Here is a 14,412-nt window from a genome sequence, read left to right on the forward strand (position 1 = left end):
GCGAGCTGCGCGGGACGTACATCACAAAGACGAGGGCTGGCGCGCTCGTTACCCGCCAGTTAAGCTCAGACGAGCGAGTTACCCACTCGTTCTTCCTCGCGGCGGTCTGGTGACGCGGCCGTCGTGAGAGCAGTCGGTTCGGTGCTTCAGGTACCGAGGTGCGACTCGGCCCCGGGACAGGGCCGGTCCTCCCTTCACCGGGCGTGTGCGCTTGCGGCCCGGCAACACCCGCACTTCTTCACGCACCCGGTGCGCCCCTCGGCGCACCCGGGCGCGTTCCCTGTCGTCACCCTCATTCCTGGAGTCCCGCGATGGCCACTCCCCTTTCCGACCCGTCCCAGTCCCCGCTGCAGACCATCGCCGTCGTCGGCCTCGGCACGATGGGCACCGGCATCGCCGAGGTCCTCGCCAAGGCCGGCCGCGAGGTCGTCGGCATCGACATCAGCGAGGCCCAGGCCGCGAAGTGCGTCGCCGCCCTGGAGGCCTCCACCGCCCGTGGCGTCGAGCGCGAGCGGCTGACCGAGCAGGACCGCGCCGGCATCCTCGCCCGGGTCCGTACCTCCACCGATCTCAGGACGGCGGCCGACGCCGACCTGGTCATCGAGGTGGCCCCGGAGTCGTACGAGGTCAAGCAGCAGATCTTCCGGGAGCTGGACGGGATCGTGCGCCCCGGGACGATCCTGGCGACCGGCACCAACGCCCTGTCGGTGACCCGGCTGGCCGCCGAATCCTCCCGTCCGGAGCGGGTGCTGGGCCTGCACTTCTTCAACCCGGCCCCGGCGATGCGGCTGGTCGAGGTCGTCTCCTCGGTGCTGACCGCGCCGGCGGCCGTCACGGCGGTCACCGATCTCGCCCTGGACCTGGGCAAGGAGCCCGTCGCGGTCGGCGACCGCCCGGGGTTCGTCGCCGACGGCCTGCTGTTCGGCTACCTCAACCAGGCCGCCGCGATGTACGAGGCGAAGTACGCCTCCCGCGAGGACATCGACTCCGCGATGCGGCTCGGCTGCGGACTGCCCATGGGCCCGCTGGCGCTGCTCGACCTGATCGGCGTCGACACCGCGCGCACGGTCCTGGAGGCGATGTACTCGGCGTCCCGCGACCGCCTGCACGCACCGGCCCCGATCCTCAAGCAGCTCAGCGAGGCGGGCCTGACCGGCCGTAAGGCGGGGCGTGGTTTCTACAGCTACGAGGCACCGGGCAGCCCGGTGGTCGTGCGGGACGCGCTGACGCCGCTGGAGGGCGGGGACCTGACCGCGGGCCGGGAGATCCGCTCGGTCGGCGTCGCGGGCTCGGGCACCATGGCCTCCGGTATCGCGGAGGTGTTCGCCAAGGGCGGGTACGACGTGGTCATCGCGGCCCGCAGCGAGGAGAAGGCCCAGGCCGCGAAGGCCCGGATCGGCAAGTCCCTGGCCCGCTCGGTCGACAAGGGCCGTATGACCGCCGAGGCCGCCGCGCAGACCCTGGACCGTGTCACGCCGACGGGCACCTACGACGACTTCGCCGACGTCGACCTGGCCGTGGAGGCGGTCGCCGAGGACCTGGAGATCAAGCAGCAGCTCTTCGCCGCGCTGGACAAGGTCTGCAAGCCGGGCGCCATCCTGGCCACCACGACCTCGTCGCTGCCGGTCGTCGCCTGCGCCCGCGCCACCTCGCGTCCGCAGGACGTGATCGGCATGCACTTCTTCAACCCGGCGCCGGCCATGAAGCTGGTCGAGGTCGTCCGCACCGTGCTGACGGCCGACGACGTGCACGCGACGGTCCGCGAGGTCTGCGGCCGGATCAGGAAGCACGCGGTCGACTGCGGGGACCGGGCGGGCTTCATCGTGAACGCGCTGCTGTTCCCGTACCTGAACAACGCGATCAAGATGGTCGAGGAGCACTACGCGTCCCTCGACGACATCGACGCGGCGATGCGGCTGGGCGGCGGGTACCCGATGGGTCCCTTCGAACTGCTGGACGTCGTCGGGCTGGATGTCTCGCTCGCCATCGAGAAGGTCCTGCACCGCGAGTTCCGCGACCCGGGGCTCGCCCCGGCGCCGCTGCTGGAGCACCTGGTGGCCGCGGGCTGCCTCGGCCGCAAGACCGGCCGTGGCTTCCGCGAATATGCCAAGCGCTGAGGGTCCCGGCGACTGGTTCCGGTCCGGCTCCGAGTGGGGTGGCCTGCTCGGCCCGGACCGGTTCCACGAACCAGGCCATGCGCAGCGAGCTGCGCACATGCAGTACGTTCAGGGCATGCCCCAGCCCGCCAAGTCCTCACGTACACCAGCTACGGCCGACGCGCCGGAGAGCGCCGCAGGCTCTCGCGCCGCCGCCCAGCGGCTCAAGATGCGCCGGGAACTGGCGGCCGCCGCGATGGAGCTGTTCGCGACCAAGGGGTACGAGGCGACCACCGTCGACGAGATCGCGGCCCAGGCCGGGGTCGCCCGGCGCACGTTCTTCCGCCACTTCCGCTCCAAGGAAGAGGCGATCTTCCCCGACCACGACGACACCCTGATCCGCGCCGAGGCGGTGCTCAACGCCGCGCCCGCGCACGAGCATCCGCTCGACACGGTGTGCCGCGGCATCAAGGAAGTCATGAAGATGTACGCGGCCCGGCCGGAGATCTCGGTCGCCCGCTACAAGCTGACGCGTGAGGTGCCCACGCTGCGCGAGGCGGAGATCGCGTCGGTGGCCCGTTACGAGCGACTGTTCACCCGCTACCTCCTCGGCCACTTCGACGAGCGCGCGCACGCCGACGACGCCAACGACGACCCGCTGCTGGCGGAGGTCGCCGCGTCCGCCGTGGTGACGGCCCACAATCACGTCCTGCGGCGCTGGCTGCGGGCCGGCGGTCAGGGGGACGTGGAAACGCAGCTCGACCACGCCTTCGCGATCGTGCGCAAGACCTTCGGCACGGGCATCGGGGCCGGGCGCTCCACGGACGCGCAGCCGGCCGCGGCCACGGCCTCGACGCAGGGCGAGGTGCTGGTGACCGTCGCCCGTACCGACGCACCGCTGGACGAGGTCATGAGGACCATCGAGCAGGCCCTCAAGGAGCGCTGAACAGCTCGCACCACCTGTGATGACGGCCACCCCACGGGGTGGCCGTTTTGGCATGTCAGGGGCCGTTTTGACATGCCCCACGGAGGCCATTCGATCGATCATCGCTCATTTGTTACGTAAAGATTTCATCTGAGAGCAAGTTCTGGCACTCAGTGCCTTGCGGGGTGACACGCGGTGTCATACGTTGAAGAGGTCCGGGCGACGTCCCAGCAAGCTCACCGCCTGCTCGCCCGGACGCCTGCGTCACAGGCAACCTCCCGCGCCACCAGCGCTGCCGAACAGCACCACCGCCGAACCGACGGCACACCCTCAACCCTCAGCAGCACCGACGTAACCCTCAGCGCCCCTCCCTCAGGGCGCACACCGCCGGAGGCAACACCGTGACCATGAAGGACATCCTGGCCGCGATCCAGTCGCCCGACTCCGTGTCGAAGGACTTCGCCGCCCTCCCGATCCCCGAGTCGTACCGCGCGATCACCGTGCACAAGGACGAGACGGAGATGTTCGCGGGCCTCACCACCCGCGACAAGGACCCCCGCAAGTCGATCCACCTGGACGAGGTCCCGGTCCCCGAGCTCGGCCCGGGCGAGGCCCTGGTGGCCGTGATGGCCTCCTCGGTCAACTACAACTCGGTGTGGACCTCGATCTTCGAGCCGCTGTCCACCTTCGGGTTCCTGGAGCGCTACGGCCGCACCAACGAGCTGGCCAAGCGCCACGACCTGCCGTACCACATCATCGGCTCCGACCTCGCGGGCGTCGTCCTGCGCACCGGCCCGGGCGTCAACGCCTGGCAGCCCGGTGACGAGGTCGTCGCGCATTGCCTCTCCGTCGAGCTGGAGTCGTCCGACGGCCACAACGACACGATGCTCGACCCCGAGCAGCGCATCTGGGGCTTCGAGACCAACTTCGGCGGCCTCGCCGAGATCGCCCTGGTCAAGTCGAACCAGCTGATGCCCAAGCCCGACCACCTGAGCTGGGAGGAGGCCGCCGCTCCGGGCCTGGTGAACTCCACCGCCTACCGGCAGCTGGTCTCCCGCAACGGCGCCGGCATGAAGCAGGGCGACAACGTCCTCATCTGGGGCGCGTCCGGCGGACTCGGCTCCTACGCCACCCAGTTCGCGCTGGCCGGCGGCGCCAACCCGATCTGTGTCGTCTCCAGCGAGCAGAAGGCCGACATCTGCCGGGCGATGGGCGCGGACGCGATCATCGACCGCAACGCCGAGGGCTACAAGTTCTGGAAGGACGAGAACACCCAGGACCCCAAGGAGTGGAAGCGCTTCGGCAAGCGCATCCGCGAGCTCACCGGCGGCGAGGACATCGACATCGTCTTCGAGCACCCCGGCCGTGAGACCTTCGGCGCGAGCGTGTTCGTCACCCGCAAGGGCGGCACCATCACCACCTGCGCCTCCACCTCGGGCTACATGCACGAGTACGACAACCGCTACCTGTGGATGTCGCTGAAGCGGATCATCGGCTCGCACTTCGCCAACTACCGCGAGGCCTGGGAGGCCAACCGGCTCATCGCGAAGGGCAAGATCCACCCGACGCTCTCCAAGGTCTACTCCCTGGAGGACACCGGCCAGGCCGCCTACGACGTGCACCGCAACCTCCACCAGGGCAAGGTCGGCGTCCTCGCGCTGTCCCCCGAGGAGGGCCTGGGCGTGCGCGACCAGGAGAAGCGCGCCAAGCACATCGACGCCATCAACCGCTTCCGGAACATCTGAGGTCGTCCATGAGTGAGCGTCAGAAGGACCGGCCGTGGCTCATGCGCACGTACGCCGGTCACTCCACGGCCGAGGCGTCCAACGAGCTGTACCGACGCAACCTCGCCAAGGGGCAGACAGGTCTGTCGGTGGCGTTCGACCTGCCGACGCAGACCGGCTACGACTCCGACCACATCCTCGCCCGCGGCGAGGTCGGCCGGGTCGGTGTGCCGATCGCGCACCTCGGTGACATGCGCCGGCTGTTCCAGGACATCCCCCTGGAGCAGATGAACACCTCGATGACCATCAACGCCACGGCCATGTGGCTGCTGGCGCTCTACCAGGTCGTCGCCGAGGAGCAGGGTGCGGACATCACCAAGCTCCAGGGCACGACCCAGAACGACATCGTCAAGGAGTACCTGTCCCGGGGCACGCATGTGTTCCCGCCGGGGCCGAGCCTCCGTCTGACGACGGACATGATCGCGTACACGGTCTCCCACATCCCGAAGTGGAACCCGATCAACATCTGCAGCTACCACCTGCAGGAGGCGGGCGCCACGCCGGTGCAGGAGATCGCGTACGCGATGTCCACCGCGATCGCCGTGCTCGACGCCGTGCGCGACTCCGGCCAGGTGCCGCAGGAGCGCATGGGCGACGTCGTCGGCCGTATCTCGTTCTTCGTGAACGCGGGCGTCCGCTTCGTCGAGGAGATGTGCAAGATGCGCGCCTTCGGCCGCATCTGGGACAAGGTCACCCGCGAGCGGTACGGCATCGACAACCCCAAGCACCGCCGCTTCCGCTACGGCGTCCAGGTCAACTCCCTGGGCCTGACGGAGGCGCAGCCGGAGAACAACGTCCAGCGGATCGTGCTCGAGATGCTGGCCGTCACCCTCTCCAAGGACGCACGCGCGCGTGCCGTGCAGCTGCCCGCCTGGAACGAGGCGCTGGGCCTGCCCCGCCCCTGGGACCAGCAGTGGTCGCTGCGCATCCAGCAGGTGCTGGCCTACGAGAGCGATCTGCTGGAGTACGAGGACATCTTCGAGGGCTCGAAGGTGATCGAGGCGAAGGTGGAGGAGCTGGTCGAGTCCGCCCTCGCGGAGATCGACCGCATCCAGGAGATGGGCGGCGCCATGGCGGCCGTCGAGTCCGGCTACCTCAAGTCGCAGCTCGTCTCCTCGCACGCCGAGCGCCGGGGCCGGATCGAGTCCGGCCAGGAGAAGATCATCGGTGTCAACGCCTTCGAGGGCACCGAGCCGAACCCGCTGACCGCCGATCTGGACACCGCGATCCAGACGGTCGACCCGGCGGTCGAGGCCCGGGTGATCGCGGGCCTGCAGAACTGGCGCGACAACCGCTACCAGCCGCCCTTCAACCACCCGCGCCCCTGCAAGGCGCTGGAGCGGCTGAAGGACGCCGCCCGGGGCACCGAGAACCTCATGGAGGCCACCCTGGAGTGCGCCCGCGCCGGGGCGACGACCGGTGAGTGGGCCGGGGCCCTGCGCGAGGTGTTCGGCGAGTTCCGCGCCCCGACGGGCGTCTCGTCGGCGCCCGTGGCCGTCCCCGTCGAGGAGGGCAGCGCGCTGGCCGTGGTCCGCCGCAAGGTGGATCTGACGGCCAAGGACCTGGACGTCGGCAAGCTGCGCTTCCTGGTCGGCAAGCCGGGCCTGGACGGGCACTCCAACGGCGCGGAGCAGATCGCCGTGCGCGCGCGTGACGCCGGCTTCGAGGTGGTCTACCAGGGCATCCGGCTGACGCCCGAGCAGATCGTGGACGCGGCCCTCGCCGAGGACGTGCACGCGGTCGGCCTGTCCATCCTGTCCGGCTCGCACGCCCAACTGGTCCCGGACGTGCTCGAACGGCTGCGTGTGGCCGGTGCCACAGATATACCCGTGATCGCCGGTGGCATCATCCCGAATGGTGACGCCGAGCAGCTCAGGCAAGCCGGAGTGGCCGCCGTCTTCACCCCGAAGGACTTCGACATCACCGGAATCATCGGCCGCATCGTCGACGAGATCCGGAAAGCGAACAAGCTCGACCCCCTGGAGGTCCCCGCATGACCACGGTCAACCGCCTTCGCCCCCGGCGTTCCTGCCTGGCGGTACCGGGCTCGAACCCCCGGTTCCTGGAGAAGGCCCAGGGCCTCCCGGCGGACCAGGTCTTCCTCGACCTGGAGGACGCGTGCGCCCCGCTCGCCAAGCCCGAGGCGCGGCACACCATCGTCAAGTTCCTCAACGAGGGCGACTGGACGGGCAAGACGCGCGTCGTGCGGGTCAACGACTGGACGACCGAGTGGACGTACCGGGACGTCGTCACGGTCGTCGAGGGCGCCGGCCAGAACCTCGACTGCATCATGCTGCCGAAGGTGCAGACGGCCCAGCAGGTCGTCGCCCTGGACCTGCTGCTGACGCAGATCGAGAAGACGATGGGCTTCGAGGTCGGCAAGATCGGCATCGAGGCGCAGATCGAGAACGCGCAGGGCCTGAACAACGTCAACGAGATCGCGACGGCCTCCCCGCGCGTCGAGACCATCATCTTCGGCCCGGCCGACTTCATGGCCTCCATCAACATGAAGTCGCTGGTCGTGGGCGAGCAGCCGCCCGGCTACCCGGCGGACGCCTACCACTACATCCTGATGAAGATCCTGATGGCGGCCCGCGCCAACAACCTCCAGGCGATCGACGGCCCGTACCTGCAGATCCGCAACATCGACGGCTACCGCGAGGTCGCCCAGCGCGCCGCCGCCCTCGGCTTCGACGGCAAGTGGGTGCTGCACCCGGGCCAGGTCGAGGCGTCCAACGAGATCTTCTCGCCGTCACAGGAGGACTACGACCACGCCGAGCTGATCCTGGACGCGTACGACTACTACACGTCCGAGGCCGGGGGCAAGAAGGGCTCCGCGATGCTCGGCGACGAGATGATCGACGAGGCCAGCCGCAAGATGGCCCTGGTCGTCTCCGGCAAGGGACGCGCCGCCGGCATGCGGCGCACCAGCAAGTTCGAGATCCCGGAGGCGTGACGGCGATGCAGTTCGGACGCACCTACGAGGAGTTCGAGGTCGGGGCGACGTACAAGCACTGGCCGGGAAAGACGGTCACGGAGTACGACGACCACCTGTTCTGTCTCCTCACCATGAACCACCACCCGCTCCACATGGACGTCAACTACGCCGAGAAGACGACGGACTTCGGCAAGAACGTGGTGGTCGGGAACTACATCTACTCCCTCCTGCTCGGCATGTCCGTCCCGGACATCTCCGGCAAGGCCATCGCCAACCTGGAGATCGAGTCGCTCAAGCACGTGGCGCCGACCTTCCACGGTGACACGCTCTACGGCCAGACGACCGTGCTCGACAAGTGGCCGTCGAAGTCGAAGAACGACCGCGGGATCGTCTACGTCGAGACCAAGGGCTACAAGCAGGACGGCACGCTGGTCTGCGTGTTCCGCCGCAAGGTCATGGTGCCGACCGAGACCTACATCAAGGAGCGCGGCGGCGAGCAGCCCGGCCGCCCGGAGCTCAAGGAGCAGGAGAAGTAGCCATGGCGCGACTCGCCCAGACCGCCGGTCTGACGGACATCCAGCAGGAGATCCTGTCCACCGTCCGGGACTTCGTGGACAAGGAGATCATCCCGGTCGCCACGGAGCTGGAGCACCGCGACGAGTACCCCCAACAGATCGTCGACGGGCTGAAGGAGTTGGGCCTGTTCGGCCTGATGATTCCCGAGGAGTACGGGGGTCTGGGCGAGTCTCTCCTGACGTACGCGCTGTGCGTAGAGGAGATCGCCCGCGGGTGGATGTCGGTGTCCGGCATCATCAACACCCACTTCATCGTGGCGTACATGCTCAAGCAGCACGGGACGCAGGAACAGAAGGACCATTTCCTGCCGAGGATGGCCGCGGGCGACATCCGCGGCGCGTTCTCGATGTCGGAGCCGGCCCTCGGCTCGGACGTCTCGGCGATCACGTCGAAGGCGGTGCGGGACGGCGAGGAGTACGTCCTGAACGGCCAGAAGATGTGGCTGACGAACGGCGGAACGTCGTCGCTGGTGGCCGTTCTGGTCCGAAGTGACGAAGGTCACCCCGAGGGCACCGCGCCCCACAAGTCGATGACGACCTTCCTCGTCGAGAAGGAGCCCGGCTTCGGCGAGGTCCGCCCCGGTCTCACCATCCCGGGGAAGATCGACAAGATGGGTTACAAGGGTGTCGACACCACCGAACTCATCATGGATGGCCTGCGGATTCCTGCGGATCGTGTGCTCGGCGGGGTCACCGGCCGTGGTTTCTACCAGATGATGGACGGCGTCGAGGTCGGGCGCGTCAACGTGGCGGCACGTGGCTGCGGCGTCGCTCAGCGTGCGTTCGAACTGGGCGTCCGGTACGCGCAGCAGCGTCACACCTTCGGAAAGGCGATCGCCCAGCACCAGGCGATCCAGTTCAAGCTGGCCGAGATGGCTACCAAGGTCGAGGCCGCGCATGCGATGATGGTGAATGCAGCTCGCAAAAAGGACTCCGGTGAGCGAAACGACCTCGAGGCTGGGATGGCGAAGTACCTCGCCTCCGAGTACTGCAAGGAGGTCGTCGAGGACGCCTTCCGGATCCACGGCGGCTACGGCTTCTCCAAGGAGTACGAGATCGAGCGCCTCTACCGCGAGGCTCCGATGCTGCTCATCGGTGAAGGTACCGCCGAGATCCAGAAAATGATCATCGGTCGGCGACTGCTCGAAGAGTATCGATTCCAGGGCTAGATGTCCGGATACGGGGTGTTTTCTTGGAGAAGAAGATCACACCCCGTCAGCACTCTTCAGCCGCCGACTCGGCTGCCTGGCTTACCCAGTTACGGTCCCGAGCCGCTACGATCGCCGGAAAGCCGCCGTCCCCCGTCAGAGTGCGGCCTCATCCGCTACGAAGGTCATCCATGCCCCACAGCCAAACCTCTGCACCACGCGACAGCCGGGCCGGCGTACGCCTCGCGCGCGGAGCATCGCCGTGGCTTCTTCCGACCGTCGCCACCGCAGCCCTCAGCCTGGCCCGTGCCCGGCGCTCCGGCGCCGCCAAGGCCGTCGCCGTTCCCGCCACCGCGCTCGCGGCGGGGATGCTGTGGTTCTTCCGCGACCCCGAGCGCGAGATCACGCAGGGCCGGGTCATCTCGCCCGCCGACGGTGTGGTGCAGAGCATCATGCCGTGGAAGGACGGCCGCACCCGCGTCGCGATCTTCATGAGCCCGCTCAACGTGCACGTCAACCGCGCGCCGCTGGCCGGCACGGTGACGTCGGTCGAGCACATCCCCGGTGGCTTCGTTCCCGCCTTCAACAAGGAGAGCGAGAACAACGAGCGGGTCGTGTGGCACTTCGACACCGAGCTCGGCGACATCGAGATGATCCAGATCGCCGGCGCGGTCGCCCGTCGCATCGTTCCCTACGTGCCCCAGGGCACCAAGGTCGAGCAGGGCGAGCGGATCGGCCTGATCCGTTTCGGTTCGCGTGTGGACATCTACCTGCCCGAGGGCGTGGAGGTAGACGTCGAGGTCGGTCAGAAGACCGTGGCTGGGGTGACTCGCATTGACCGTGATTGATCCTGATACCAAGGTCGGCTGGGTCCCGGAGGCCGACGAGGTGGACGAAGAAGAGGAGATGCCTCTCTCTCTTCGCCTCTCGATAGCGGACACCCTCACGCTCGGCAACGCCACGTGCGGCTTCATGGCGGTGTACTTCACCACCACCGGCATCCTGATCCCGCACCTCACGGGCGACGACGCGGGCATGGCCCGCAACAGCGCGGCCACGGCCGTGATACTGATGCTGTGCGCGGCGGTCTTCGACCTGTTCGACGGCCTCGTCGCCCGCAAGCTGCGGTCGTCGCCGATGGGCGCGGAGCTGGACAATCTCTCCGATCTGATCAGCTTCGGTTTGGCGCCCGCGTACTTCGTGCTCGTGTACGGCATGGTCGCGCGGGACGCGCATGAGCGGGTCGCGGCGGTGGGCGCGATCGTGGTGCTGCTGGCGGTGGTGCTGCGGCTTGCGCGGTTCTCGTGCGTCACCGTGAAGGACGGGACGTTCCAGGGCATGCCGTCGCCGTTCGGTGCCCTGACGGTCGTGTCGATCGTGCTGCTGGAGCTGCCCTTCGTGGCGACGCTGCTGGCGATCCTGGGTACGGCGTGGCTCATGGTGAGCCGGGTCGAGTACCCGAAGCCGCGGGGGCGGCTCGCCGTGGCGATGCTGTCGTGGATCGTGCTGAGCATGGGGCTGCTGGCGGCGTGGGCGTTCGACGCGCCGAGCGGACAGCTGCTGCTGCAGACGGGGTGCGCGCTTCAGCTGGTCATGGGTGCGGTGATTCCGCTGTTCGCGACGGCCCGGCGGGTGAACAACTTCCGCGGCAGCCGGCGCGAGGCGCGGGCGGCGCAGCTTCCGTAGCGTCTGACTCTTGTGAAGGGCCCCGGACCGGGATTCGGTCCGGGGCCCTTCGCCGTTTCAGCTCAGGAAGTCCCTGGCGATGCGTTCTGCCACGCGTTCCAGGATCGGGCCCGCCTCGGCGATGCACTTCGCCACGTCCGGCTCGGCGTCCGTCAGGGGGTAGGCGCGGCGGAAGCCGGAGCGGCCCAGGACCTCCGGGGGGAGGGCGAGGCGGCCGCAGACCGCCACGACGTCCTTGCCGGCGGCGCGGGCCGCCGCGGCGACGCCTGCCGGGGCCTTGCCGTGCAGGGTCTGTTCGTCGAGGGAGCCCTCGCCGGTGATCACCAGATCGGCACGGTCCAGCGCGGGTGCGAAGCCCAGGACGTCGAGCATCACCTCGATGCCGGGGCGGAAGCGGGCGCCCAGCAGCAGGGCGCCGTAGCCGATGCCGCCGGCCGCGCCCGCGCCGGGCGAGGCGGCGTACTCCGCGGCCTTCGGACCGACCGGCCCCTCCAGCACCTTCGCGAAGTGCGCGAGGGCGGTGTCCAGGGCGGCCACGTCGTCCGGGGAGGCGCCCTTCTGCGGGCCGTAGACCGCGGGCGCGCCCTTCGGGCCGGTCAGCGGGTTGTCGACATCGCTGGCGAGGACCAGTTCGATCTCGGTGAGGCGCGGGTCGAGGCCCGACAGATCGGCGGTGGCCAGATCGGCGAGGCCGCCGCCGCCCGGCGGTACCGGCTCGCCGTCGGCGTCCAGGAACCGGGCGCCCAGGGCGGACAGCATTCCGGCGCCACCGTCGGTGGTGGCGCTGCCGCCGACCCCGAAGACGATGCGGCGGGCACCGGCGTCCAGGGCGGCCCGCAGCAGTTCGCCGGAGCCGTACGTGGAGGCCGTGAGCGGGGCGAAGACGCCGGCGGGCAGCCGCTGGAGTCCGCTCGCCTCGGCCATCTCCACGACCGCGGTGTCCTCGCGCAGCGCGAACGCCGCCGTCACCTCACCCCCGAGGGGGCCGGCGACCCGTACCTCCCGGCGCTCGAACCCGGCCGCGACCGCCGCGGCCACGGTGCCGTCGCCGCCGTCGGCCACGGGCAGCGCCTCGACCTCGAGGTGCGGCACGGCCCGGCGCAGCCCGGCCGTCACCCGCTCGGCGACCTCCACGGCCGTCAGCGACCCCTTGAACTTGTCCGCGGCGACGAGCACCCGCTGCGTCGATCGGGTACCGCTCACTGCAGCGTCCGCCACTTGCACTCCCCTTGCTCTCCGGGCCCTCACGCACGTCAGGGCCAGTCGCGCCGCTGTGACCTTAACCGGAGGACGCCCCGGCCGTCAGCATCTGCCCGACTCCTGGACCGGCGGCCCCGCGGCCTCGGGCGACCCCGCGGAAACGGGTAGACCGTAACCATGACCCTCGTCGACACCGAAGCAGCGCTCGCCGACCGCATCCACGGCGGCTGGCTGGGCCGCATCGCGGGAAACATGCTCGGCAAACCGGTCGAACAGGGCGAGGTCTGGACACGGGACCGCATCGATCGCTACCTCCGGCAGGCCGCCGCCCTTCCCCTGACCGACTATCTGCCCGAGCCCATCGGCGACGACGAGACCGCGCTGCGGCCCGAGTGGCGCCAGTGTGTGCGCGGCCGGATCCACGGAAGCTGCCGTGACGACGACGTCGACTACGCGATCCTCGGCCTCGACCTGCTGGAGACCCACGGCTTCGGCTTCAGCACCGAGCAGGTCGGCGACCTGTGGCTGCTGCGGCTGCCGTATCTCCAGACGTTCACCGCCGAACGGGCCGCGTACCGCAATCTGGCCGACGGGCTCAAGCCGCCGCTGACGGCGACGTACGACAATCCGTACCAGGAGTGGATCGGGGCGCTGATCAGGGCCGACATCTACGGCTGGACCAGCCCGGGCCTGCCGCGGCGGGCCGCCTCGCTGGCCCGGCGGGACGCGGTGCTGTCGCACACCGGCAACGGGGTCTACGGGGCGATGTGGGCGGCGGCGCTGATCTCGGCGGCGTTCACGGAACCCACCGTGCGCGGCGCCGTCGACCAGGCCCTGACCGTGATCCCGGCGAGCAGCCGGCTGGCCCGCACGGTGCGCCGGGTGGTATCCCTGCACGACACCCGGATGTCCTGGGAGGACACGCTGACCACGGTCGCCGAGGAGACCGCCGGGATGGGCTGGATCCACACCGTTCCCAATGCCGCCGTCCTCACCGCCGGGCTGCTCTACGGCGACGGCGACTTCACGCGCACCATCACCCTGACCGTCCGCGGCGGTCTGGACACCGACTCCAACGGCGCGACCGCGGGTTCGGTGGCGGGCGTGTTCGGCGGGGCGGCCGCCATCCCCGAGCACTGGAAGGCTCCGCTGGAGGACACGGTCCGCAGTGCGGTGTTCGGCTTCGACGGGGTGCGGATCAGCGAGCTGGCGGAGCGGACGCTACGGCTGGCGGAGTCGGCGGCCTGAGCGCGGGGAACCGGCCATTCCCGGGCGGGTGCGGAGCCGGGACCCTTCTTCCGCTTCGGGAAACGGGGCTCGTGGGGTCGGTATCGGCCACGGCTTTCGGGTGCTGCCGACCGTTCCGCTTGAAAGTGCTTCCCTTCGACTGATTCCGGCCACTTGCTCATCGCCCGATGATGTCGATCAAACCCGACCGTAAAGTGATCTGTCCGTCGGCCCAGTCGATCATTTCCAGTCACCTCACCCCGTCCGCGTCCTTACGCCTCGCGCCTGACAGAAAGCGTCTGCTTGTCATGTCTCGTCTCAGAGCTGCCCTGCGTGCCACCGCCTCCGCGGCCGTCCTGACCGGCGCGGTGCTCACCGCGCCGCAGGCCGTCGCCGTCGAACAGCCCTCGGTAGCGCTCTCGGCGCAGGCCGACGCCGGGACCGTGGCTCTCGCACAGGCCGACCCGGCGGCCGCCGCGGCCGCGGCCAACGTCTGCGGCACCGGCTACACGCTGCGGAAGGGCGTTCCGCTGCCCCTCGGCACCGAACCCTCCCAGCGCCTGGCGACCCTGTTCTCCTACGAGAACGGCGGCAAGGGCTGCGTCATCCTGGACAACAACGTCGGCAAGGCGCAGTACATGTACGTCCAGGTCTGCAAGGTGGGCGGCACGGCCTGCGACAAGGACTCGGGCAGCTTCAGCGAGTACGCGGGCCCGGTGCGCGTCTCCAGCTTCGCCTGCGCCCCGGTGACCGCCAAGATGGGCTCGACCTCCGGCAGCCTCTACATCGACTACAAGTCCGAGTACGTCTTCCCCTGCGGCTGAGCCGGCGTC

At 69.4% G+C, this 14,412-nt stretch carries 12 protein-coding genes; 11 read left to right on the forward strand and 1 reads right to left on the reverse strand.

Going from position 1 to position 14,412, the window contains the following annotated elements; all coding sequences use genetic code 11:
• Window positions 1-311 precede the first annotated feature (311 nt).
• The 9 genes from NNW99_RS05580 (at window position 312) to pssA (ending at window position 11,152) form a co-directional block, all read left to right on the forward strand.
• Window positions 312-2,117 (forward strand): 3-hydroxyacyl-CoA dehydrogenase family protein, encoded by a 1,806-nt coding sequence (locus NNW99_RS05580; protein ID WP_215117581.1) that lies wholly within the window; start codon window positions 312-314, stop codon window positions 2,115-2,117.
• A 115-nt stretch (window positions 2,118-2,232) separates the two neighbouring features.
• Window positions 2,233-3,042, forward strand: coding sequence for a TetR family transcriptional regulator (locus tag NNW99_RS05585; protein WP_251057714.1), 810 nt, complete (start codon window positions 2,233-2,235; stop codon window positions 3,040-3,042).
• Window positions 3,043-3,428: 386 nt separating this feature from the next.
• Window positions 3,429-4,766, forward strand: a complete 1,338-nt coding sequence (gene ccrA, locus NNW99_RS05590; RefSeq protein WP_215124163.1) for a crotonyl-CoA carboxylase/reductase — start codon at window positions 3,429-3,431, stop codon at window positions 4,764-4,766.
• An 8-nt stretch (window positions 4,767-4,774) separates the two neighbouring features.
• Window positions 4,775-6,802 carry a protein meaA gene (locus tag NNW99_RS05595; RefSeq protein ID WP_215117583.1) on the forward strand — a complete coding sequence of 676 codons (2,028 nt, stop codon included), beginning with the start codon at window positions 4,775-4,777 and terminating at the stop codon, window positions 6,800-6,802.
• Window positions 6,799-7,761: a CoA ester lyase gene (locus NNW99_RS05600; protein WP_215117584.1), complete on the forward strand. Its 963-nt coding sequence runs from the start codon at window positions 6,799-6,801 to the stop codon at window positions 7,759-7,761. Before NNW99_RS05595 ends, NNW99_RS05600 begins: the two co-directional genes overlap by 4 nt.
• A 5-nt stretch (window positions 7,762-7,766) precedes the next feature.
• Entirely contained in the window at window positions 7,767-8,279 is a 513-nt protein-coding gene (locus tag NNW99_RS05605) for a MaoC family dehydratase (protein ID WP_215117585.1), read from the forward strand.
• A gap of 2 nt (window positions 8,280-8,281) precedes the next feature.
• Window positions 8,282-9,487 carry an acyl-CoA dehydrogenase family protein gene (locus tag NNW99_RS05610; protein ID WP_215117586.1) on the forward strand — a complete coding sequence of 402 codons (1,206 nt, stop codon included), beginning with the start codon at window positions 8,282-8,284 and terminating at the stop codon, window positions 9,485-9,487.
• Between the two features lie 170 nt (window positions 9,488-9,657).
• Window positions 9,658-10,314, forward strand: a complete 657-nt coding sequence (locus tag NNW99_RS05615) for a phosphatidylserine decarboxylase (protein WP_215117587.1) — start codon at window positions 9,658-9,660, stop codon at window positions 10,312-10,314.
• 58 nt (window positions 10,315-10,372) lie between these two features.
• The gene (gene pssA / locus NNW99_RS05620; protein WP_215124164.1) at window positions 10,373-11,152 is read left to right on the forward strand and encodes a CDP-diacylglycerol--serine O-phosphatidyltransferase; all 780 of its coding nucleotides are present in this window, start codon (window positions 10,373-10,375) and stop codon (window positions 11,150-11,152) included.
• 57 nt (window positions 11,153-11,209) lie between these two features.
• Here pssA and NNW99_RS05625 read toward each other — a convergent pair whose 3' ends face one another.
• The gene (locus tag NNW99_RS05625; protein WP_215124165.1) at window positions 11,210-12,328 is read right to left on the reverse strand and encodes a glycerate kinase; all 1,119 of its coding nucleotides are present in this window, start codon (window positions 12,326-12,328) and stop codon (window positions 11,210-11,212) included.
• A 201-nt stretch (window positions 12,329-12,529) separates the two neighbouring features.
• Between NNW99_RS05625 and NNW99_RS05630 the strand changes: the two genes are divergently transcribed.
• Together NNW99_RS05630 and NNW99_RS05635 are read left to right on the forward strand one after the other, a co-directional pair.
• A complete protein-coding gene (locus NNW99_RS05630; RefSeq protein WP_215117588.1) occupies window positions 12,530-13,600 on the forward strand; it encodes an ADP-ribosylglycohydrolase family protein in 1,071 nt (356 codons plus the stop codon).
• Window positions 13,601-13,887: 287 nt separating this feature from the next.
• Complete coding sequence (locus NNW99_RS05635; RefSeq protein ID WP_215117589.1) at window positions 13,888-14,403, forward strand: hypothetical protein; 516 nt, start codon at window positions 13,888-13,890, stop codon at window positions 14,401-14,403.
• Window positions 14,404-14,412: the final 9 nt, after the last annotated feature.

Source organism: Streptomyces sp. CRCS-T-1, assembly GCF_024442335.1.
GTDB lineage: Bacteria > Actinomycetota > Actinomycetes > Streptomycetales > Streptomycetaceae > Streptomyces > Streptomyces koelreuteriae.